Source organism: Streptomyces sp. NPDC096310, from assembly GCF_044763125.1.
Lineage (GTDB): Bacteria > Actinomycetota > Actinomycetes > Streptomycetales > Streptomycetaceae > Streptomyces.
Genome location: NZ_JBIWFO010000004.1, coordinates 569,498 through 591,161, shown reverse-complemented (window position 1 = coordinate 591,161; position 21,664 = coordinate 569,498). Strand labels below are relative to the sequence as shown.

Annotated in this window: 17 protein-coding genes; 7 read left to right on the top strand and 10 right to left on the bottom strand. The window is 71.0% G+C overall.

Annotation, left to right across the window (positions count from 1 at the left end):
- Positions 1–65: 65 nt before the first annotated feature.
- The 6 genes from ACIQ7D_RS13570 to ACIQ7D_RS13545 form a co-directional block, all read right to left on the bottom strand.
- Positions 66–1,259 carry an MBL fold metallo-hydrolase gene (locus ACIQ7D_RS13570; RefSeq protein ID WP_403936931.1) on the bottom strand — a complete coding sequence of 398 codons (1,194 nt, stop codon included), beginning with the start codon at positions 1,257–1,259 and terminating at the stop codon, positions 66–68.
- Between the two features lie 101 nt (positions 1,260–1,360).
- Positions 1,361–2,461, bottom strand: a complete 1,101-nt coding sequence (locus ACIQ7D_RS13565) for an ABC transporter ATP-binding protein (protein WP_403936929.1) — start codon at positions 2,459–2,461, stop codon at positions 1,361–1,363.
- Complete coding sequence (locus ACIQ7D_RS13560; protein ID WP_403936927.1) at positions 2,454–4,289, bottom strand: ABC transporter permease; 1,836 nt, start codon at positions 4,287–4,289, stop codon at positions 2,454–2,456. Before ACIQ7D_RS13560 ends, ACIQ7D_RS13565 begins: the two co-directional genes overlap by 8 nt.
- Before the next feature lie 85 nt (positions 4,290–4,374).
- Positions 4,375–5,529: an ABC transporter substrate-binding protein gene (locus ACIQ7D_RS13555; RefSeq protein WP_403936925.1), complete on the bottom strand. Its 1,155-nt coding sequence runs from the start codon at positions 5,527–5,529 to the stop codon at positions 4,375–4,377.
- Positions 5,530–5,700: 171 nt separating this feature from the next.
- A complete protein-coding gene (gene acnA, locus ACIQ7D_RS13550; protein ID WP_403936923.1) occupies positions 5,701–8,376 on the bottom strand; it encodes an aconitate hydratase AcnA in 2,676 nt (891 codons plus the stop codon).
- 294 nt (positions 8,377–8,670) lie between these two features.
- Positions 8,671–9,549, bottom strand: a complete 879-nt coding sequence (locus tag ACIQ7D_RS13545) for a GntR family transcriptional regulator (protein WP_403936921.1) — start codon at positions 9,547–9,549, stop codon at positions 8,671–8,673.
- A gap of 156 nt (positions 9,550–9,705) precedes the next feature.
- On the opposite strand from ACIQ7D_RS13545, the gene rraA reads away from it, so the two are divergent.
- Positions 9,706–10,188 (top strand): ribonuclease E activity regulator RraA, encoded by a 483-nt coding sequence (gene rraA / locus ACIQ7D_RS13540; protein WP_403936919.1) that lies wholly within the window; start codon positions 9,706–9,708, stop codon positions 10,186–10,188.
- Positions 10,189–10,510: 322 nt separating this feature from the next.
- On the opposite strand, the gene ACIQ7D_RS13535 is transcribed toward rraA, so the two are convergent.
- On the bottom strand, positions 10,511–11,428 hold the full coding sequence (locus ACIQ7D_RS13535; protein ID WP_403936917.1) for a helix-turn-helix domain-containing protein: 918 nt from the start codon (positions 11,426–11,428) through the stop codon (positions 10,511–10,513).
- 135 nt (positions 11,429–11,563) lie between these two features.
- Between ACIQ7D_RS13535 and ACIQ7D_RS13530 the strand changes: the two genes are divergently transcribed.
- From ACIQ7D_RS13530 to ACIQ7D_RS13505, 6 genes are all read left to right on the top strand, one after another.
- Entirely contained in the window at positions 11,564–12,859 is a 1,296-nt protein-coding gene (locus ACIQ7D_RS13530; protein WP_403936915.1) for an MFS transporter, read from the top strand.
- Positions 12,860–12,904: 45 nt separating this feature from the next.
- Positions 12,905–13,921 (top strand): zinc-dependent alcohol dehydrogenase family protein, encoded by a 1,017-nt coding sequence (locus tag ACIQ7D_RS13525; protein ID WP_403936913.1) that lies wholly within the window; start codon positions 12,905–12,907, stop codon positions 13,919–13,921.
- Positions 13,922–14,039: 118 nt separating this feature from the next.
- Positions 14,040–14,705 (top strand): (2Fe-2S)-binding protein, encoded by a 666-nt coding sequence (locus ACIQ7D_RS13520; RefSeq protein WP_403936911.1) that lies wholly within the window; start codon positions 14,040–14,042, stop codon positions 14,703–14,705.
- A gap of 7 nt (positions 14,706–14,712) precedes the next feature.
- Positions 14,713–15,693 (top strand): FAD binding domain-containing protein, encoded by a 981-nt coding sequence (locus ACIQ7D_RS13515; protein ID WP_403936910.1) that lies wholly within the window; start codon positions 14,713–14,715, stop codon positions 15,691–15,693.
- Entirely contained in the window at positions 15,690–17,885 is a 2,196-nt protein-coding gene (locus ACIQ7D_RS13510) for a xanthine dehydrogenase family protein molybdopterin-binding subunit (RefSeq protein ID WP_403936908.1), read from the top strand. Before ACIQ7D_RS13515 ends, ACIQ7D_RS13510 begins: the two co-directional genes overlap by 4 nt.
- A gap of 190 nt (positions 17,886–18,075) precedes the next feature.
- The gene (locus ACIQ7D_RS13505; RefSeq protein ID WP_403936906.1) at positions 18,076–19,242 is read left to right on the top strand and encodes an XdhC family protein; all 1,167 of its coding nucleotides are present in this window, start codon (positions 18,076–18,078) and stop codon (positions 19,240–19,242) included.
- 47 nt (positions 19,243–19,289) lie between these two features.
- On the opposite strand, the gene ACIQ7D_RS13500 is transcribed toward ACIQ7D_RS13505, so the two are convergent.
- The 3 genes from ACIQ7D_RS13500 to ACIQ7D_RS13490 form a co-directional block, all read right to left on the bottom strand.
- Entirely contained in the window at positions 19,290–20,057 is a 768-nt protein-coding gene (locus ACIQ7D_RS13500) for an SDR family NAD(P)-dependent oxidoreductase (RefSeq protein ID WP_403936904.1), read from the bottom strand.
- Positions 20,058–20,194: 137 nt separating this feature from the next.
- Positions 20,195–20,752 (bottom strand): cyclophilin-like fold protein, encoded by a 558-nt coding sequence (locus ACIQ7D_RS13495; protein WP_403936903.1) that lies wholly within the window; start codon positions 20,750–20,752, stop codon positions 20,195–20,197.
- 16 nt (positions 20,753–20,768) lie between these two features.
- Positions 20,769–21,434, bottom strand: coding sequence for an SDR family oxidoreductase (locus tag ACIQ7D_RS13490; RefSeq protein WP_403936902.1), 666 nt, complete (start codon positions 21,432–21,434; stop codon positions 20,769–20,771).
- Positions 21,435–21,664 lie beyond the last annotated feature (230 nt).

Here is a 21,664-nt window from a genome sequence, read left to right as displayed (position 1 = left end):
GGTTCACCGCCCAGGGTGACGCGACAGTGCACGACACCTCCTGAAACCCAAGGGAATGTCGCCCGCTACATGGCCTTCCACGTGCCGTCGATGACGCGCTGGGCGAGCGCGCGGTGGGCGTGGCCGAAGATCTCGATGTGACGCTGCACTCCGGTGCGGCCCATAAGGAGGGGGTTGGGCGCCGACGGGTCGGCCTTGAGTGCGCGCAGGTGTCTGTAGGCGGCGCCTTGGTAGGCATGGGTGTTGAGGAAGACGTCCGCGCCTTCCTGGCCTGCGAGACCTTGGACGAAGTCGGCCGAGATCGCGTACTGGGCGGCGGCGTCGAGATTGTCGTTGCCGCTCCAGACGAGGAGCTTGTGGGTTTCGCCCTGGTGGACGACCGGCACGATGACCTGCATCTGGCCGACGGTGTGGCCGGGCGCGAGGATGGCGACGGCCGTGGTGCGCCGGCCGATCTGGATCCGTTTCATGCCGACGGTGTGGCCGGGGTAAGCCTCGACCTCGATGTCGATGCGGCTGGGGAGGGGGGCGAGCCTGGCCCGGTATTCCTCCTCGGTGTACTCGTCCCGGTGCTTGCGCAGTTCGGCGCGGCTCGCCGCGATGATCGCGGCGTCGGGCTGTCCCATGACGAACTTGGCTCTTGGCGCGTATGAGTCTCTGATCAGGTTCGCGCCGCCGACGTGGTCACCGTGATGGTGGCCGAGGAAGACGTACCGGATGTCTCCGGGATCGAGGCCCGCGGCGGCGGCCTGGTCGAGGAACTGCGTGCGCATGTCCTCCGGGGTGGTCAGCGCGTCGAGCATGATCAGGCCGTCCGGGGTGCGGACGATGACGAGCCCGATGAAGTCGGTGCCGAAGTACCAGGCATTGTCCAGGAATTGGACGCCGCCCGCGGGCATGGGGCGGACGTAGTTCTTGTACAGGAAGCCCTTGGGGGAGACGAAGTCGGTGGCGGGGTCGGTGAGCTGGTCGACGGGTTGGCCGGTGCCCGCGTTGCCCGGACTGCGGTAGCCGGTCCGGCACCACACGCGGTACTGCCAGCGGATGACCGGGTTGTCGTCCACCTCGGCCAGTGCCCGGGCCGCGTCGTCGTACGCCTTGGCGAGGGGCTTGTCGGGGGCCAGCGGGCCGCCCCAGGGGGCGTCCTCGGCGGTAGTCGGCGCGGCTGTCGCGGTGGTGGTGAACAGGGCGGACGGGATGGCCGTGGCGGCAATGCCGGCGGCAGCCAGTGAGCCGAATTCACGTCGGGTGGGTGTCACTGCTTCCTCCGTGATCGATGCGTGGTTCGAGCTGGACGGGATGTGACCGGGCTTGCTTCGACGCGCCCCAGGGGCCGTTCCCTGGGGCGCGGTGGCTCAGGTCAGGCTGCGGTGGGGTACAGGAGGCAGTCCTCGGGGCGGATCAGCAGGTTGATCTCCTGGCCCGTGTGCCGGACGGGGCTTTCGGCGTGGATGGCGAGGTCGCCGACGGTCAGCTCGTACTCGAAGCGGGCGCCGGTGTAGGAGCACTGCTTGATCTTGGCCCGCAGGACGTTCACGCCGTCCTCGGCCGCGTCCGCGCGCTCGGTGAGCGTGATGCGTTCGGAGCGCAGCCCGATGGTGGCGGTCCCTCGCAGGTCGGCCTCGGCACGGGGGCGTATGACCTTCAAGTGCTGTCCGGTTGTGCCGAGTTCGAGGCGTACCGTCCTGTTGTCGGTGGAGGGGGTGTCGTCGATGCGGCCCCGGAGGAGGTTGCAGCGGCCGATGAAGCCGGCGACTTCGGGGGTGGCCGGGGTCTCGTAGATCTCGGTGGGTGTGCCGACCTGCTGGAGGCGGCCGTGCATGAACACGGCGATGCGGTCGGACAGTGACATGGCCTCGACCTGGTCGTGGGTGACGTAGACCGTGGTGATGCCGACCTCGCGCTGGAGGCCCTTGAGCCACACGCGGGCCTGGTCACGCATCTTCGCGTCGAGGTTCGACAGCGGCTCGTCCAGGAGCAGGACCTTGGGGGAGTAGACGATGCCGCGGGCGAGGGCGACGCGCTGCTGCTGTCCGCCGGAGAGCTGGTGCGGGTAGCGGTCGCGCAGATGCAGCATGTCCACCTTGGTGAGCGCGTCGTCGATCAGGCGCCGCTGTTCGTCCCTCGGCACCTTGCGCAGTTTCAGTGGCAGGGCGAGGTTGGCGGCGACCGTCATGTGCGGCCACAGGGCGTACGACTGGAAGACCAGACCGAGGTTGCGGGCCTCGGGAGGGAGAGCGGTGCGCGGGTTTCCGTCGAAGAAGACCTGGTCGCCGACGCGGATGGTGCCGGCGTCGGGGGCCTCCAGGCCGGCGACACAGGACAGGGTCGTGGACTTGCCGCAGCCGGACGGGCCGAGCAGGGTGAAGAACTCCCCGTCCGCAACGGTGAAGTCGATGCCCTCCAGGACCGTGGTGCCGTGGAAGGACTTGGTGATGTTCTCGACGGCCAGCTCAGGCATGTGTCTGCTCCTTCTCGATGACCTTGACGGCCGGAACGGCCGTGACAGCGGCCTTCTTGGCGGACTTCCTGTCGCGCAGCAGGAGGCCGGCCAGGCCGGCGACGAGCGCGGTGACGGCGATCTGCAGGGTGGCGAGCGCGGCCACGGAGCCGGTCTCTCCCTGCGTCCACAGGTCGATGGCGGTGGTGCCGATGACCTGCGACTCGGATCCGGCGAGGAACATGGCGGGCGCGTACTCGCGGATCATGGTGGTCCAGATGAGCAGGAACGAGGCGAGCATCGCGGGCACCAGGAGGCGGATCAGGATCCGGGAGACGGTGCGCCACCAGTCGGCGCCGGCGACGCGGGCCGCGTTGTCGAGTTCGCTGCCGAGCTGCATGGTGGCCGGCGAGATGGCGCCGTACGCCGAGGGAATGGCGCGCACGCCGAAGGCGATGACCAGGGCGAAGAGAGTGCCCCTGACCAGGTCGCCGCCGGGTATCCAGGCGAAGGCCCAGAAGAAGCCGATACCCACGATCAGGCCGGGCACGGCGTGCGGGGCCTGCGCGGTGGCTTCCAGGAGGCGGGCGAACCGGAAGTTCGAGCGGCGGGCTACCAGGACGATGACCGTGCCGAACAGGGTCACCGCGAGCGCGCCGATGAAGGCCACGGTGATGCTGTTGGTGATCGACTCCGTATAGGGGGCATAGGAGAAGATCAGCTCGAAGTTGTCGAGGGTCAGCAGGCCGAGGGGGCTCACCAGCGGGGTGAGCAGCGAGGTGAACGCCCGCAGGATCAGGGCGATCATCGGCAGCAGCACGCCGAAGAGGATGTACAGGCCGACGAAGGTGAAGCCGAGCCACTTCCAGCGGCCGATGTCGAGCAGGCCCGCGCGGGTGGCCTTGCCGCGCACCGACACGAACCGCTGAGCGTGCTTGAGCAGCCGTCCCTGCAGGATCACCAGGCCGACGGTGGACACCAGGACGAGGGTGGAGGCGGCACCCAGGAGCCCGTAGTCCGGAGCCACGGAGTCGATTCCCTGCTCGTACAGGAAGCTGGAGAACAGGGTGATCTCGGCGGGCTCGCCGAGGATCAGCGGGATGGAGAGCGTCTCCACCGCCGTGCCGAAGATCAGCAGACCGGCGTAGAGCACCGGCGGGCGCAGCATCGGGACGACGATCGAGCGCAGGATGCGCATCGGGCCCGCGCCGACCGTGCGGGCCGCGTCCTCCAGCGAGGTGTCCGATGCGGCGAGGGCGTTGGCGCAGAAGAGGTAGGCGATCGGGACCTGGGCGACGGCCTCCACGAAGGCCATGCCGGGCATGGAGTACAGGTTCCACGGGACCCAGCCGAAGCCCTCGCGTACCACCGTCGTCATGAACCCGGCAGGGCCGTAGATCACGATCCAGCCGAAGCCGAGAACGAGCGGCGAGATGTAGATGGGCCAGCGCAGTACCTGCCCGATGACGCGGGCGGCCGGGAACCGGGTGCGCTCCAGGAGGATCGCCATGGGGACGGCGATGGCGAGGGCGAACACGGTGGTCAGGGCGGCGAACTGAAGGGTGTTGAGGATGATCGTGCCGAATTCGGCCTCGGTGAACAGGGCGCTGTAGTTCGACAGGGTGAAGGCGCCGCCCGCCGCGTACAGCGGCTGGTTGCGGACCGACTGGACGAGGATCGGGACGACCGGCGCGAGGACGAGTGCGGCGGTCAGCAGGAAGGTCAGCCAGTGGATGGAGACCTCGCGGCCGGCGCCGAACAGGCGCCGGTACTGGGGTGCGCCCAGCTCACCGGCGCGCGGGGTGCGCGGCGGGTCGGCCGGGGCTGCGGCTGGGCTCTGGACGGCCATGGCGGCTCCGTAAGTGCGGGGGCGGGGTGCAGGAGGAGAGTTGCGGGTGGGCGCGGGCGCCGGTGATGGGGAAGGTGGCGGGCGGTCAGCCCGCGGCCTTGTCCCAGCGCTCGACGTACTTCTCCTGCGTCTCCTCCGTCACCTTCGTGTACTGGTAGACGTGGACGCGGTCGGCGCTGAGCCCTCGCTGCATGTCCTGGAGGCTGTCGTGGTGGTCCTGCCGCACGTCCTCCCGGTACGGCGACAGGCCGCCCTTGGCCACGGCGGTCTGGCCCTCGGCGGAGAGCAGGAAGTCGACGAACAACCGCGCGGCGTTGGGGTGCGGGGCCGTCTTGAGGATGGAGGCGGAGCGCGGCATGACCACGGTGCCCTCCGCGTAGTACGACCAGCCGAGCAGGCCGCTGCTGTCCTGGGCGGCGGCGATGGCGACGCCGCCGCTCATGTTGAAGGAGGCGTCGTATTCGCCGGAGACGACCTTCTCCACCAGGGTGCCGGTGGAGTGGTCGGCTTTGGTGAAGGGCAGCAGCCGGCCGAAGGTGTCCCAGCCGGTCTCGACGGTGCTGGTGTAGCCCTCGTTGGCCGAGTATCCGAAGGCGTTGGTCGCGTCGTACACGCCGATCTTCCCGCGGAACCGGGAGGGCTTGGCCTCGACGACGTCGGCCAGGCTGACGAGCCCGTCGGGGTACTGGGACTCCTTGAGGGTCTTGCGGTTGTACAGGATGACGGAGGCGTCTGTGGTGAATACCCAGACGCCGGGCAGGATCTCGGCCCAGTCGGGCAGGTGGTCCTTCTCCGGCGAGCGGTAGTCGGCGGCGAGGTCACGGGTGGCGTAATCCGCCCACAGTGGGCCGCCGTTGGAGACGAGCAGGTCGGCGGGGGAGCCGCCGGTGGCCTTCTCGCTGTAGTAGCGCTCATAGACCGCGGAGCTGCCGAGGTTGGTGGCGCGGATGTCGGCCAGCCACGGGTAGCGGGCGGTGAACGCGTCGAATATCGGCTGCCAGTTGGTCTGCGAGGTCTGCGAGTAGATCAGGAGCCTCTGCTCGCTGCGCGAACCGTCGATGATCTTGTTGTAGTCGGCGGGGTAGTAGTCGGGGGCCGGCTGGGCCGCCGCGTTGGCGTCCACGGTGCTGCAGCCGGAGAGCGCGGGGCCCGCGGCGGCGACCGCGCCGAGGGCGGCGGCGCCGCGCAGGACGTTGCGACGGGTCGGCGAGGACGCTGTCCCGGATCGGGTGGGAGGCATAGGGGCTCTTCTCGGATGGGGCGCGACGGCGCTGTCAGCTGGTTCGAGAGACCGGCGAGGGAAGGGGACGGGTGCCGGGGAGCGTGGGGGTGAGTGCGGTGCGTGGATGTGCGCGAGGGCGGAGCTCGGGGGATGCGGCGGCCTGTGGAGGTGTCCCGGCCTCCGGGGGCCTCAGGCGGCCGCGACCGCACGGCGCACGACATACGGCAGGAGTCCGCCGTGGCGGAGATAGGCCAGTTCCTGCCGGGAGTTGAGGCGCAGGCGCAGGGCGGCCGTTGTGCGGGAGCCGTCGGGGCGGGTGAGGTGCAGGGCGACCTGATTCGTGCCGACGCGCAGGTCGTGGAGGCCGGTGAAGGCGAGGTCTTCCTCGCCGGTGAAGTCGTACGCCGACGCGTCGTCGCTCTCGGCGAACTCCAGCGGCAGTACGCCCATGCCGATCAGGTTGCTGCGGTGGATGCGCTCGTAGGACCCGGCGACGACCGCCCGGACACCGAGCAGCGCCTGCGCCTTCGCAGCCCAGTCGCGGCTGGAGCCCGCCCCGAAGTTGCGGCCCGCGACGACCACCAGGTCGTAGCCCGCCGCGCGGTAGGTGGGCGCGGCCTCGTGTACGGGCAGGACAGCGGTGCGGTCGGCGGTGTGGGCATGGCCGCCCCGGAGTTCGTCATGGACCCCGTCGAGCATTCGGTTGGTGACGGCGGCGTTGGTGAAGGCGCCGCGCAGCATCACCTCGTGGTTGCTGCGGCGTGTGGAGTACTGGTTCAAGTCCCGCCGGGCCACCCCCCGTTCGGTGAGCCAGTGTCCGGCCGCGCTGTGTGCCGGGATGGCTCCGGCCGGGGAGATGTGGTCCGTGGTGACATCGTCGCCGAGGAGCAGAAGCACCTTGGCCCGATCGATGCCCAGCCGGTCCGGTGCCTCGGCGGGCAGGTCCGTGAGGTGCGGGGGGCGGCGAATGTACGTCGAGTCCGGGTCCCACTGGAAGCGGACGCCGCCAGGAGCTTCGATGTCCCGCCAGGCCGGGGTGCCCTCGCGCAGCCGTGCGGCGTTCTGACGGAACATCTCGGGGCGCACGGAGGCGTCCACGCGTGCGGCGACCTCCGCGTCGGTGGGCCACAGGTCCTTGAGGAAGACGGGGGTGCCGTCGGCGCCGGTGCCGAGCGGGTCGCGGTCGAAGTCGTGCAGGATCGACCCGGCCAGGGCGTAGGCGAGGACCCAGGGAGGGGAAGCCAGGTAGGACTGGCTGATCCGCGGGTTGACGCGGCCCGCGAAGTTGCGGTTGCCGGACAGGACGGCCACCGGGTCGATGCCGCCGTCCTGCGCGAGGCGTTCCATCTCCTCCTGCAGCGGCCCCGAGTTGCCGATGCAGGTCATACAGCCGAAGCCGACGATGTGGAAGCCGGTCCGCTCCAGAGCGGTCATGAGCCCGCCCTCGCGCAGGTAGTCCTCCACGACCCGCGACCCCGGGGACAGGGACGTCTTCACCCAGGGCTTCGTGTTGAGCCCGGCGGCCAAGGCCCGCTCGGCGAGCAGCGCGGCCTGCACGATCAGCGCCGGATTGGCGGTGTTGGTGCAGCTGGTGATCGCGGCGACGGCCACCGGGCCCTCGGGCAGCGGCTCGCCAAATACGTCTGCGGGTACGGGGGTTGACCGGGAGGAGGGCCGGAAGGAAGCCGGGACGCGGGGCAGCGGGAGGCGCTGATGCGGCAGGTCGGGGCCCGCCAGGCTGGGCTCCACCGTGGCCAGGTCGAGGCCGATGACCTCGTTGTAGCACGGCTCGCGAGAGCCGTCGGTGCGCTTGAGCCCTTGCGCGGTGAGGTACGCGTCGACGAGCCGTACGTGATCCTCGTCCCGCCCGGTCAGCCGCAGGTACGCGGCGCTCTCGTCGTCGTACGGGAAGTAGACGCAGGTGGCGCCGTACTCGGGTGCCATGTTGGAGACCGCCGCCCGCTCCGCCCAGCCGAGCGCGTCCAGACCGGGCCCGCAGAACTCCACGAACTGGTCCACCACGCCCTTGGCGCGCAGCAGTTCGGTCAGTGTCAGGGCGAGGTCGGTGGCGCCGACACCGGGACGGAGCCGCCCGGTCAGGCGCACGCCCACCACGCGCGGGTAGGGGATGGTGACCGGCTCGCCCAGCATCGCGGCCTGCCCCTCCAGGCCGCCGACACCCCAGCCCACGACGCCGAGAGCGTTGATCATCGGGGTGTGGCTGTCGGTGGCGACGAGGACGTCCGGGTGCAGCCATGGCAGGCCGCCGTCCTGGGGCTCTTCCTGCCACACGACGCGGGCGAGGGTCTCCATGTTGACCTGGTGGATGATGCCGGTGCCCGGCGGTACGACACGGAAGTTGTGCAGGCTGCGCTCGGCCCACTTGACGAAGGTGTAGCGCTCGCTGTTGCGGCGGAAGTCGATCAGCAGGTTGCGCTCGACCGCGTCGGGGCGCCCGTACTCCTCGACGATCACCGAGTGGTCGACGGTCAGGTCCACCGGAACGGCAGGCTGTAGTCGCTCTGGGGCCCCGCCGAGCTCGGCGACGGTGTCGCGCAGTGCGGCGAAGTCCGCGAGCGCCGGCAGGCACGTGGTGTCGTGCAGCATCACCCGGTTCGGGTGCACCGGTACCTCGCAGTCCCCGCTCCCGCTCAGGGCGCGGGCGAGTACGTCGTCGAGTGCGGCGGGCGAGCGGCGGGCGACGTTCTCCAGGAGGACCCGTACCGCGTACGGCAGGGCGTCGAGCCGAGCGCCGGGCAGGAGCTGGCCCAGGGGCCGGTAGCGGTACGCGCGTCCGTCGACGGAGAGGACACCGGAGAGGGCGCCGTCGGGAAGGACGGCGGTGCGGGTGCGGTCTGTGCTCATGGTCCCTGCTGTTGATCCGGGGCGGGGGAGCCCGTGACGGGAGTCCGTCACGGCAGTCCGGGGTGGGAACCTGCGGCCGGGCCGGGCTCCTGTCGGGCAGAGCGCCAATATTGTCTCAAGCCGCGAATTGATACAACCGTCGGAGCGGAGAAGATTTCGGGAAGGGGCGGGGCATGAGAGAGGCCCGGACCCGGGGTGTCGGACGCCGCGTCTGACACCCCGGGTCCGGGCCTCGTGGGGTGCGCCGCCTCTACCGGTGAACGGCCCTTTACGGCGGGCGAGTTGGCGGCCCGGTCAGCCGCCGGTCTTGATGATCCTGACCTTGTCCAGGTGGCGGCGCAGGAACGCCGCCGCCTCTTCGAGCCGTCCGCCCTCGACCATGTCCAGCATCTGCAGATGCTCCCGGGCCTGGCCGGCCAGGCGGGAGCGGTCGACCTGGTGCCGGTACTCGATGAGGCGGCGCAGGCGGTGCTGGCGGCGCGCGGCGTCAAGCAGGAACTGGTTCCCGGAGAAGCCCACGAGCATCTCGTGGAACGAGGCGTTGACGTGGAACAGCTCGGCGCGCGGCAGCAGCAGGATGTCGCCGTGCAGGAGGGCCTCCTGCTGCTTGCGGTGCTGCGCCGCCACTTCCGGGTCGATGGTGAAGCCCGGCTCAAGCAGCGCGTTCGGCTCGATGATCATGCGGAAGCGGTAGCTCTGGTCGTGCGCCTCCACCGTCGAGAGCACCTGCTGGAACTCCCAGCCGCGTCCACCGGGCCTGCGCCGGATCAGATCCTCGGACTCCATGCGCGACAGCACCCGGTCGGCCTGGCGAGGGGCGAGGTTGTAGGTGCGGCTGACGTCGGCCGCGGTGAACGGGCCCGTGAACCGGCCCCCCACGTAGTCGTCGGCGATCCGGAAGTACGCCTCCTGCTCGATGTCCGCCCCCTCGCCCAGGTCGGTGCGCGTCAGCGTGGCCGCGCCGCGGGCGAGGAAGAAGCCCCGGTTCGGCTCGCGTCTGAGGATGCCGACCTCGGCTAGGAAGAGCATGGCCTTACGGGCCGGGGTGCGGGAGACGTCCAGCTCGTCCGCGATCCACTGCTCAGTGACGTGGTCGCCCTCCCGCAGGCCGCTGCGGCGCAGCAGATCCACGAGGCGGGTGGCGATGGAGGTGGTCAGATTCGGCCGCGACATCAACCTCTGCACTCTTCGGGCGGGGGTGGGGGACGCCTCATCCTATGAGACGTCGATGGGCCTACGGCGATGCACGACTGATCAATTGTATCTAACCGCAATCTGATGCAAACTCTCGCAGGGTCAGCCCGCTCATCACCGACGAGAGAAGTAATGATGCACACGACGCCAGTCCCCACCGCCGACCTCGCCGATCAGTACGGCGACCGACTCCGCGTGTGCGACGTGCAGTTCACCACGTACGGAGCCGTACGCTCCTTCGCGGGTCCCGTGCGGACGGTGTCCTGCCGCGACGACAACGCCCTGCTGCACCAGCTCCTGCGCACCCCCGGCGAGGGCTGCGTCGTGGTCGTCGACGGCGGGGCGTCGCTGCACACCACTCTGTTCGGCGACCTCATGGCCGCCCGCGCCCTGGACAACGGCTGGGCGGGTGTTGTGGTGCACGGGGCTGTCCGTGACTCCGCCGCCCTTGCCGAGATGGAACTCGGGGTTCAGGCGCTCGGCACGAATCCGCGCAAGAGCGCGAAGGCCGGCGAGGGGGCGGTGGATCTGCCCGTGTCGTTCGGCGGCGTGACCTTCGCGCCCGGCGACATCCTGCACGCCGACGGCGACGGGGTGGTTCTGCTGCCGGAGGGCTGAGCGGGGCTTCCAGACGCTCCTTGCCGAGCTGCGGCGCAGTCGGAGGGCCCCCGGTCGCACCGCGCACAGGGCGGCGTCGCCGGTGGCGCCGAGCTCGATCGAAAAGGGGCGGTAAAGGGAAAACGCGCGAATGCGTATCCGCTGTTCCTGAAAGGTCGCCGTAAAGGGGCAGAGATTCTTCCCCCTTCCTGGAACTCGTGAATTCCGTGACAAGAATCACGGGATTCAGGGGGTGAGTTTGTGCCCCCGTAAGTTCGGCATACGAGAAGGAGGCCCGGCGCCGCCCAGCAAGATCCGGACCACAAGATCCGGACCAGAGACCCTAACCTCGGGGAAGCTCCCTGTGGCCTGTGGGTTCTTCTTCCTGGTGTCGGGTCGCCGCCCAGCTGGCGAGGAGCTTGAGCCGGTCTTCGTCGGGAGTGCCCGGCTCGGCGGTGTAGATGATCAGGGAATGTGCCTCGCGAGGGGAAACGGCCAGGTCCAACGGTTGGTAGACGAGGTCCAGCGGCCCCGCGTCAGGGTGCTGGAAATGTTTGGCCCCGCCGTGGTGGATGCGTACGTCGTGGGCGGCCCAGCGGGTACGGAACTCGGTGCTCACCGTGGACAGCTCACCGATCAGCTCGCGCAGCGCCTTGTCGCGCGGGTAGCGCCCGGCCTCGGCGCGCAGCAGGGCGACGGTGGCGTCCGCGGCGCCCTCCCAGTCGCCGACGAAGTCGGGTGCGCCGGGGTCGAGGAACCAGTACCGGGCGAAGTTGGGACGGCCGCGTTCGTCCGCAGTCGGGCTGTCGAACAGCGGTGAGAAGAGGGCGCGGGCGAGTGCGTTGGTGGCCACCACGTCCAGGCGCCCGTTGGTGACGTACGCCGCGGACAACGTCATGGAGTCGAGCAGCCACTGGACGCGGGGCGGGATGTCGACGGCCTTGCGGCGGCGCGGCGTGCGGCTGGGCGGCTGCGCGGCCCGGGCCAGGTCGAACAGGTACGTGCGTTCGTCCTCGTCCAGTTTCAGCGCGCGGGCGACCGCGTCGAGGACATCCTCGGACACGCCGCTGATGTGGCCCCGCTCCAGTCGCGTGTACCACTCGGTGCTCAGGCCGGCGAGGACCGCGACCTCCTCGCGCCGCAGCCCAGGGACCCGTCGCCGACCGCTGGTGGGCAGCCCGGCCTGCTCCGGGGTGATCTTGGCACGCCGGGTGGCGAGGAAGTCACGGATGTCGGCGCGGTTGTCGGGTCGCTGGTCCATGCCTTCCACGGTAGGCGCGAGCCGCCGGAAAGGGAGGCAGAGCTTGTACCCCCTATAAACACGGCCTCCCACGCGGGTGGCAGGGGCGGTTTCCTGGGATGCGCACCCCGATCTCGATTTCTGCGGAGACAACGCATGACCAGCCCAGGAGGAACCCTCCAAGCCCCCGCCGGTGCACGCGCCACCGCCCCGGAGCGTCCGCCCGCCCGGCTTCCGCTGGTCGTGTACGTGCTCGCTCTGGGCACCTTCCTGATGGGCACGACCGAGTTCGTCATGGCCGGTCTGCTGCCTCAGATCGCGAGCGACGTGCAGGTCGGCGTGGCCCAGGCCGGTCTGCTGGTCACGGTCTTCGCCGTCGGGATGATCATTGGCGCGCCGCTGATGGCGATGCTGACGCTGCGGCTGCCCAGCAGGGCGACACTGATCATCGCACTGGGGATCTTCGCGGTCGGAAACGCCGTCGTCGCGCTCGGCTCCAGCTTTACGCTGCTGCTGGCGGCCAGATTCCTCACCGCGCTGGCGACCGGCGCGTTCTGGGCGGTGGCCAACGTGGTGGCCGCACGCACGGTCGGGCCCGCGGCGAGCTCCCGGGCGCTGGGCGTGGTGGGCTCCGGCGCGATGCTCGCCAACGTCGTCGGTGTGCCGCTCGGCGCCTTCGCCGGGCAGGCCATCGGCTGGCGCGGCCCCTTCTGGGCGCTCGCCGCCTTCGCGGCGGCCGCCACCGTCCTGATCGCCCGCCATGTCCCGGCCGACGGCCCCGGCCAGGAGACGGTGTCGATCCGTTCGGAGCTGTCCGCGCTGCGCTCCGGTCGCCTGTGGCTGGCGCTCGCGGCCTGTGCGACCACGACCGGCGGTGTGCTGGCGACGTACGCCTACATCTCGCCCCTGCTGACGGACCGGGCCGGTCTGGCCGCCGGACTCGTACCGCTGGTCCTGGTCGGTTTCGGCGTCGGCGCCGTGGTGGGCTTCGTCGTGGGCGGCCGGCTCGGCGACCGTCGGCCCTACGCGACCGTCATCGTGGCCGCCGAGGTGACCACGGTCCTGCTGCTGGCCATCAGCCTGTTCGCCGGTTACGCCGTGCCGACGGCCGCGCTGGTCGTCCTGCTGGGGCTGTTCGGGCTCGGCGCCAACCCGGTGCTGATCTCCCTGGGCGTCCGCTTCGCGGACAAGGCCCCCACCCTGGGGTCCGCCCTGACCGTCTCGGCGTTCAACGTCGGCATCGCCACCGCGTCCTGGCTCGCGGGCCTCGCCCTCGATTCCTCCCTGGGGGGCACCGGGCCCGCCACGGTCGGTATCGCCTTCGCCGCGCTGGCCCTGATCCCCACGATCGCCATCGCCCGCGTCCAGCGGCGCCGGCCCACGAACCGTGTGGTCGTCCGCCGCACCCCGTCCACCCACCCGGGCCAGTCACCTTCACATAGCCCCAAATGACCCCGGCCGCCTGAGCGGCCGGTCAGATCACAAGGAGTAACCCTCATGCGCGCCGCTGTTCTGCACGCTCCCCGCGACGTCCGGGTCGAAGAGATCGCCGACCCGGAGATCACCGCCCCGACCGACGCGATCATCCGGCTGGCCGCGGCCTGTGTCTGCGGCTCGGACCTGTGGCCCTACCGCGGTATCGAGGCCGTCGAGAGCCCCGTACACATGGGACACGAGTACGTCGGCGTCGTCGAAGAGGTCGGCAGCGAGGTGAAGAACGTCAGGCCCGGCCAGTTCGTGGTCGGCTCGTTCGCCACCTCCTGCGGCATCTGCGAGATCTGCCGCTCCGGCTGGCCGTCCTCCTGCGTGAACCGCGTCTTCCAGTCCGGCACCCAGGCCGAACGCGCCCGGATCGCCAACGCCGACGGCACCCTGGTCCCCACCCCGGGAACGCCCGACGCCGACCTGATCCCGCACCTGCTCGCGGCCTCCGACGTGCTCGGCACCGGCTGGTTCGGGGCGGTCGCCGCCGAGGCCGGCCCCGGCAGGACGGTCGCGGTGGTCGGCGACGGCGCGGTCGGCCTGCTCGCGGTGCTGGCCGCCAAGCAGCTCGGCGCCGAGCGGATCATCGCGATGAGCCGCCACGCGTCCCGCCAGAAGCTCGCCCTCGAATTCGGCGCCACCGACATCGTCACCGAACGCGGCGACGAGGGCGTGGCGAAGGCCAAGGAGCTGACCGGCGGTCTGGGCGCCCACTCCGTCGTCGAGGCGGTCGGCACCCAGGAGTCCATGCAGCAGGCCATCCGCTCCACCCGGCCGGGCGGCCATGTCGGCTTCGTGGGCGTCTCCCACGACGTCTCCCTCGCCGGCGAGGAACTGTTCTTCTCCCAGGTCCACCTGGTCGGCGGCCCCGCCCCGGTGCGCCAGTACCTGCCCGAACTGATCGACCTGATCTGGCAGCGGAAGATCCAGCCCGGCAAGGTCTTCGACCTCACCGTCCCCCTCGACCGGGCCGCCGAGGCGTACCAGGCCATGGACGAGCGCCGCGCCGTCAAGGCGCTGCTCACCGTCTGAGGACGCACGGGCGTCGCTCTCCCACGGCCAGGGCGGCCCTGCCCGCCCGTGCCGGCACGTACGACTGATTCGCCCATGGAACGTACGACTGACTCGTCCACGATACGAAGGCGTACACATGTCAACCGAACCCGCGGCCCCGCCCCCCTCCCCATCCACCACGTCCTCCCCGTCCACCCCATCCACCGCGTCCGCCACGTCGCCGAGCAGGCGCACCTTCATAGCCACCAGCACCGCCGTCGGAGGTGTTGTCGTCGCGGGAGGTGTGCTCGCAGGAGCGCCGGCCGGGGGATCGGGCCAGGCCGCCGCCGAGGCTCGCACCTCCAGCCGCGTGTCCGTGACGGTCAACGGCCGCCGGCACACGGTGACGGTGGACAACCGGACCTCGCTGCTGGATCTGCTGCGCGAGCACCTCGGCCTCACCGGCTCCAAGAAGGGCTGCAACGCCGGGGCCTGCGGCGCCTGCACGGTGCTGGTCGACGGGCGGCGGCAGAACGCCTGCCTGCTGCTCGCCGTGCGGCTCGACGGCGCCGAGGTCACCACCGTCGAGGGGCTCGCCGACGGTGAGCGGCTCCATCCGCTGCAACAGGCGTTCATCGACCAGGACGCGTTCCAGTGCGGCTACTGCACACCCGGCCAGATCATGTCCGGGGTCGGCTGCATCCAGGAGGGCCACACCGGCTCCGGGGACGAGATCCGGGAGTGGATGAGCGGCAACATCTGCCGCTGCGGCTGCTACGTGAAGATCGTGCGCGCGGTCGAGCAGACCGCCGGACGGAAGTGAGGACCCGATGCATCCCTTCTCCTTCCTGAAGGCCACGACCACCCGTGAGGCTCTCCACGCCGGTCGTCGTGGCGGCCGTTACATCGCCGGCGGCACCACGATGGTCGACCTGATGCGCGAGACCGTCGAGCGCCCCGAGACGCTGGTCGACATCAGCGACCTGCCCCTGCGCGAGGTCACCGTCACCGAGCGCGGCGGGCTGCGTATCGGCGCGCTGGTGCGGATGGCCGAGGCCGCCGCCCACCCCAAGGTGCGCGCCCTGTACCCGGTCGTCTCCGAGTCGCTGGAACTGAGCGCGTCGGCCCAGTTGCGGAACATGGCCACCATCGGCGGCAACATCATGCAGCGCACCCGCTGCACGTACTTCCGTGACGTGACCGCCGACTGCGACAAGCGTGACCCCGGCTCCGGCTGTGCCGCGCTGCAAGGCCACAACCGCACCCACGCGATCCTCGGCACCTCCGACGCCTGCGTGGCCACCCACCCTTCCGATGTCGCCGTGGCCTTCGCCGCACTGGAGGCGGCCGTGCACCTGCTCGGCCCGGACGGGGAACGCCGTATCCCCTTCGCCGACTTCCTCCTCAAGCCCGGCACCACACCGCACCGTGAACACGCCCTCCGGCAGGGCGAGTTGATCACGGCGGTGGAGATACCCGCCCTGCCTCGTCCGCTGAGGTCCGGCTATCTGAAGGTGCGCGACCGCCAGTCCTACGAGTTCGCCCTCACCTCGGCGGCCGTCGCGCTGCATGTGCGCGGCGGGGTGATCCAGGAGGCGAAGGTCGCCGCCGGCGGGGTGGGCACCGTGCCCTGGAAGCTGCCCGCAGTGGAGCGGCACCTGGTCGGCGAACGCCCCTCGCGAGCCCTGTGGGCAGCCGCCGCCGAGAAGGCGGCGGACGGGGCACGTCCGCTGCGGCACAACGGCTTCAAGCCCGAGTTGCTCAAGCGGACCGTCGAGCGTCAGCTACGCGTCGTAGGAGGTGCGAAGTGAGTCCCCAGCCCCGGGCCGCCGTGGGTGCGCCGCTGTCCCGGGTGGACGGGCGGCTGAAGGTCACCGGTCAGGCCCTGTACGCCGCCGAGCACGACGTCGAGGGCGTCCTGCACGCGGTGATCGTCGACAGCGGCATCGGCCTCGGCCGCATCACGTCCGTCGGGACGGACGCCGCGCTGGCCCATCCGGGCGTGCTGAGGGTGATCAGCCATCGCGACGCGCCGAAGCTGCCGTACCGCGACAATCCCGGATCGAACAACCCGCAGGGCCGCCGGCTGCGGGTCTTCCAGGACGACAAGGTCCTCTTCCACGGTCAGCCGGTCGCCGTCGTCATCGCCACCACCGCGGAGGCCGCACAGCACGGCGCGAGCCTGGTCGAGGTCGGCTACGACGCCCGGCGGCCCTCCACCGACATGCGCCGTGCCACGGCGGATGAGCCGACCACGTACGCGCGCGGTGACGCCGAGGCCGGGCTGCGCGACGCGGCGGTGCGGATGGACCTGACGTACCGCATGGCGCGTAACCACCACAATCCGATGGAGCCGCACGCCACCATCGCCCGCTGGGACGGCGACAAGCTCACCGTATGGGACAAGACGCAGTGGGTGGTGGGCACCCAGACCGAACTCTCCACGGTGTTCGGCCTGCCCATGGAATCCGTACGGGTCATCTCGCCGTTCGTCGGGGGCGGCTTCGGCAGCGGACTGCGCTGCTGGCCGCACACGGTGGTCGCCGCACTTGCCGCCCGTGAGACGAAACGCCCCGTCAAAGTCGTCCTGAGCCGCAAGCAGCAGTACTTCGGCACCGGCTTCCGGCCCTCGTACGAGTACCGGCTGCGCCTGGGCAGCGACCGGCGGGGCCGACTGGCCGCCGCCGTGCACGAGATGGACGCGGAGACCTCGTCGTACGAGAAGTTCGAAGAGGCCATCATGCTCGCCGGCCAGATGTTCTACAGCACGCCCCATGTCAGCCAGGCGTACCGGAAGGTACCCCTGGACGTGAACACCCCGATCTGGATGCGCGGTCCGGGCTTCGCGAACGCGTCCTTCGCCATCGAGTCGGCCATGGACGAACTCGCCGACCGGCTCCGTATCGACCCGATCGAACTGCGCCTGCGCAACGAGCCGTCCGAGGACGAGTCGAACGGGCTGCCCTGGTCCACCCGTCGGCTGCGCGAGTGCTACACCGTGGGCGCCCGGGAGTTCGGCTGGGACCGGCGCAACCCGAAACCCCGCTCGACACGGGACGGCGATCGGCTGATCGGTCTGGGCATGGCCGCGGCCGTGTACGACCCCGGGCGCGCCCCGGCCCAGGCCAGGGCCCGCCTGGACGCGGACGGCACCGCCGTGGTCGAGGCCGCCTCCAGCGACATGGGACCGGGCACCTACACCTCCCAGACACAGGTCGCCGCCGACGCGCTCGGGCTGACCATGCGCGCGGTGACCTTCCGGCTCGGCGACTCCCTGTATCCGCAGACGCCGCCGCACGGCGGCTCGATGACCATGGCCAGCGTCGGCTCCGCCACCCTCGACGCCTGCGACAAGGTGCGTCGGCAGGCGGTCGAACTGGCCGTCGAGGACGAACGATCGCCGCTGTACGGCGTCAGGGCCGAGGACATCGTGGTGCGCAGCGGGCGGCTGCACGTACAGGGCGACCCGGCGCGCGGCGAGACCTATCAGCGGCTGCTCGCCCGCAACAACCTCACCCGCCTCGAAGCCGACGGCTCGTACACCGGACCGCCGGATCCCGAGCGGCACTCGTACTTCTCCTACGGCGCGGTCTTCACCGAGGTGGCGGTGGACGCGACGCTGGGGTTGGTGCGGGTGCGGCGGATGCTCGGCGTGTACGACGTGGGCCGCATCGTCAGCCCCAAACTCGCCGACAGCCAGGCACTGGGCGGCATGGTCGGCGGCATCGGCCAGGCGCTGCTGGAGCAGACCGTCACCGACCACCGTGACGGCCGTATCGTCAACTCCGGCCTCGCCGACTACCTCGTCCCGGTCAACGCCGACATCCCCGACCTCAAGGCGATCTACCTGGAGGGCGAGGACATGCGGGCCGACCCGCTCGGCGTCAAGGGGGTCGGAGAGATCGTCCAGGTAGGCGTGGCGTCCGCCATCGCCAACGCGGTCTTCAACGCCACCGGCCGCCGGATCCGGGAACTGCCCATCACCGCCGAGGCATTGCTCTGAGCCGGGGCGCGCCCCGGGCCGCCGAGGTGCGCCTGCTCGTCCGCCAGACGGCCCCCGTCCGGCTGCCGTCCGGCCCCCGTCCGGCTGCCGGACTTTCCCGGGGCCGCCGCCGCGTACACGCCCCCCGCCGGGCGCGCGGCGGCGGCCCGCCCGACTCTCCGATCCCCTCGCCCCACACGGAGACCCACCCATGTTCAACATCGCGGAAACACTGCACCGCTGGTGCCGCGACGCACGCCCCTTCGCCCTGGCCACCGTCGTCGGCGTCCGCGGCAGCGCACCCCTGCCCACGGGTACCTCGGTCGCCGTCGACGCCGAGGGCAACGCGATCGGCAGCATCTCCGGCGGCTGCGTCGAGGGAGCGGTCTACGAACTGTGCCGGCAGGTGCTCAAGGACGCGGGCGCCCCGCGGCGGGCTTGGTTCGGGTACTCCGACGACGACGCCTTCGCCGCCGGACTGACCTGCGGCGGCGAACTCGACGTCCTGGTCCGGCGGGTCGACCCCACCGCCCTGCCCCACCTCGGCCTTGCCCTCGCCGAGGTCGTGGAGGGCCGGCCCGCCGCCGTGGCACAGGTCGTCGACGGCCCGGAGGAACTGCTCGGACGGATGCTGTACGTCGACGCGGCGGGAGGCGTCCATCACGGCACGCTGACCGGAGCGGTACGGCGGGAGGTCGGCGCACAGGCGTGGGCGCTGCTGCGGGCAGGCCGCACCGCCCGGGCGGAGATCGGCGGGGACGCCGCGACGTGTCCGGAGCGGCTGTCCGTACTGGTCCACGTGCACACGACGCGCCCGCGCATGCTGATCTTCGGCGCGGTCGACTTCGCCGCTGCCCTCAGCCAGGCCGGCCGGTTCCTCGGCTACCGGGTCACCGTGTGCGACGCCCGCCCGGTCTTCGCCACGGAGGCCCGGTTCCCGTACGCGGACGAGATCGTGGCCGACTGGCCCCACCGCTACCTGGAGCGCACCGAGGTGGACGCCCGTACCGCCGTCTGCGTCCTCACCCACGACGCCAAGTTCGACATCCCCCTCCTGAGCCTCGCACTCACGCTGCCCGTCGGCTACATCGGCGCGATGGGCTCCCGGCGCACCCACAACGAGCGCCTGCGCCTGCTCGACGAGGCCGGCGTGCGCGAAGAGGAGCTGGCCCGGCTGCACTCACCCATCGGCCTCGACCTCGGAGCGCGCACGCCGGAGGAGACCGCCGTCTCCATGGCGGCGGAGATCATCGCCCACACCAACGCGGGCACCGGACTGCCACTGTCCCGGATCGCCGGCCCGATCCACCGCACTGCCCAGCGGGAGCCGGGCACTTCGGGCCGCGGCCGCACGGTGGGCGTCATGCCGGGGAGGTAGGTCGCCGTTCGCTCCCCGTGCGGAGACGCGGGTGTCGTGGCCGGTGTCTACCGGGCGACGTAGCCGCCGTCGACGGGGAGGGCGACGCCGACGACGAAGCCTGCGCCGGGGCTGCACAGCCACAGGACGGCCTGGGCGATCTCCTCGGCGGTGCCGAGCCGGTTGATGGGCTGGTTGGCCTCGGCCTCGGCGCGATCGAGCTCACCCTTGTCGATCATGTCGCTGACCATGGGCGTGTTGACGGTGCCGGGGCAGATGGCGTTGACGCGGATGCCACGGGGGGCGTATTCGAGGGCCGCGCTGGTGGTCAGGCCGATCACTCCGTGCTTGGAGGCGTGGTAGGAGGCGCGGCCGGGGAGGCCGACCAGGCCGCCGAGCGAGGAGCAGTTGACGATGGAGCCGCTGCCCTGGGCGCGCATGTGCCGCAGCTCGTGCTTCATGCAGGCCCAGACGCCTCGGAGGTTGATGGCGTTGACACGGTCGAACCGTTCGGCGGGCTCGTCGGCGGCGTCGCTGGGCGGGATCTGGATGCCTGCGTTGTTGTAGGCCATGTCGAGACGGCCGAAGGTCTCGACCGTACGGTCGACCGCGGCGGCGACCTGGTCCTCGTCGCTGACGTCGCAGGTGAGAGCGAGGACCTGGTGGCCGGCGTCGGTGAGGTCCCTCGCGGCGGCGTGCAGGGTGGCTTCGTCGATGTCGGTCAGGGCGACGGCGGCCCCGGACTCGGCGAAGGCGCGGGCGGTGGCCAGCCCCATGCCGGAGCCGGCTCCGGTGACCAGGGCGACCTGTCCGGTGAAGTCGTAGGTGGGGTTCATGGCGGGTCCTCTCGTTCGGTGCGGCGGAAACACGCGTCGGCTTGTGGCGGAGGACGGCCGGACCCAGTGATGCGACGCCGTCCGATGATGTGGGATACGGGCGGGCTCGCCGGTGCGTGCGGCAGCGGCCGGAACGGTCAGGGGACGTTGTCGATGGTGACGCCGACCTCGTCGTCGCCGGCGAGCCGCGCGGTGGCACTTTCGGGCAGGTGCCCCAGGATGATCAGGTCGTTGCCGGCGCTGGGCGAGCCGTCGCGGTAGTAGATGGCGAGGTTGCCCCAGGGCGCGTAGTAGGCGAGGTCGCCCGTACGGGGATGGACTCCGCTCGGGGCGCCGGAGGTGGAAAGCCGACGAGGCAGGTCGGCGATCTTCTCGTTCTGGTGGAAGTCGGTCAGGTTCAGGGTGAGCGGGAGCTGGGCGGCGAAGTCACGGGCGGCGTCGCTGTTGTTCAGCGTGGTGTCGACCGGGGTGCCGTCGATGGTGATCCGGATCTTCAAGGCGGAGGACCTGCCGGAGGGTGTGGTGGGCGCGGGACCTGTCGCCGGCCGCTCCGGCGTGCCCGCCGGCAGGGACGAGGCCGACGACGAGGACGGCGCCGGGGAGGGCGTCGAGTCTTCGGTGCAGGCGGTGACGGCCATCAGCAGGGCGGCGGCTGTGACCGCACGGGCGAGGGCGGGAAGTGCGGCCGGGATCACGGGGCGTCCAGGGGATTCAGTCGGGGAGGGGCTCGGAATAGTGGCGGAAGCCGTCACGCTCGCGGTGGATGTCGTGGAGGAGCTGGGCCAGGGCCTCGGGGCTGCTGTGCTCCGAGTCGGGCCTGATGGCTCCGGGGACGATCAGCTGGGCGGCGTGGATGTTCTCCGGGGCGAGCGTGTCGTGGAGCATGCGGGCGTAGGCGCTCTCGGCGGCGAAGGCGATGGAGGTGCCCGCGACGTTCGGGTTGGGGCGTACGGCGCTGGAACCGTTGACGAAGAGCAGGGTGCCGCGGCCGAGCTCACGCATGCCGGGCAGAACGGCGTTCACGGCCGTGACGGGCCCCTTGGCGGAGAAGGCGAGCGGGGCGTCGAGGTCGTCGGCGCCGGTGTCGAGGACCGGCTTCATGAAGTCGGCGCGGGGCACGGGGCTGTACTGGAGGATCTCGACGGGCCCCAGGGTGTCGGCCGCCGTGTGCAGGGCCGCGGTCAGGGAGGCGGGGTCGAGGACGTCGGCGGCGAAGCCGCGGGCCTGAACGCCGTCATGGGCCAGCGCGGCGGCCAGGTCGTCCAGGCGCTGGACGTTGCGGGAGATGAGGGCGACGGTGTGGCCGGCGGTTCCGAAGCGGCGGGCGGTGGCGAGCCCGAGGCCGGGGCCGGCGCCGATGAGGGCGAAGGTGGTCACGGTGAGTCCTTGGTGGGGAGGGGGACGGGCGGTTCACGGGTCAGGCTTGCGGTAGGCGCGTACGGGGGCTTCGGTACGAGTGCGGTGAGCCGCGGTCAAAGTCAGGAAGAGCTGCTCGACATCGAGCCTCACACGCGAGGGCGGGCGCGAAAAGCGGAGGGATCTATCCGGGGAGAAAAACATCCTGGGAGGAAATTCTCCCCCTTTCCCGGGAGGGAACGGTGTAATGC

Coding starts and splice junctions, on each gene's coding strand:
- ACIQ7D_RS13545 (WP_403936921.1), bottom strand. CDS start 9,549: ATGTCGCGGCCGAATCTGACCACCTCCATCGCCACCCGCCTCGTGGAT.
- ACIQ7D_RS13520 (WP_403936911.1), top strand. CDS start 14,040: ATGTCAACCGAACCCGCGGCCCCGCCCCCCTCCCCATCCACCACGTCC.
- ACIQ7D_RS13505 (WP_403936906.1), top strand. CDS start 18,076: ATGTTCAACATCGCGGAAACACTGCACCGCTGGTGCCGCGACGCACGC.
- acnA (WP_403936923.1), bottom strand. CDS start 8,376: ATGAGCACAGACCGCACCCGCACCGCCGTCCTTCCCGACGGCGCCCTC.
- ACIQ7D_RS13535 (WP_403936917.1), bottom strand. CDS start 11,428: ATGGACCAGCGACCCGACAACCGCGCCGACATCCGTGACTTCCTCGCC.
- ACIQ7D_RS13500 (WP_403936904.1), bottom strand. CDS start 20,057: ATGAACCCCACCTACGACTTCACCGGACAGGTCGCCCTGGTCACCGGA.
- ACIQ7D_RS13565 (WP_403936929.1), bottom strand. CDS start 2,461: ATGCCTGAGCTGGCCGTCGAGAACATCACCAAGTCCTTCCACGGCACC.
- ACIQ7D_RS13525 (WP_403936913.1), top strand. CDS start 12,905: ATGCGCGCCGCTGTTCTGCACGCTCCCCGCGACGTCCGGGTCGAAGAG.
- rraA (WP_403936919.1), top strand. CDS start 9,706: ATGCACACGACGCCAGTCCCCACCGCCGACCTCGCCGATCAGTACGGC.
- ACIQ7D_RS13560 (WP_403936927.1), bottom strand. CDS start 4,289: ATGGCCGTCCAGAGCCCAGCCGCAGCCCCGGCCGACCCGCCGCGCACC.
- ACIQ7D_RS13555 (WP_403936925.1), bottom strand. CDS start 5,529: ATGCCTCCCACCCGATCCGGGACAGCGTCCTCGCCGACCCGTCGCAAC.
- ACIQ7D_RS13515 (WP_403936910.1), top strand. CDS start 14,713: ATGCATCCCTTCTCCTTCCTGAAGGCCACGACCACCCGTGAGGCTCTC.
- ACIQ7D_RS13530 (WP_403936915.1), top strand. CDS start 11,564: ATGACCAGCCCAGGAGGAACCCTCCAAGCCCCCGCCGGTGCACGCGCC.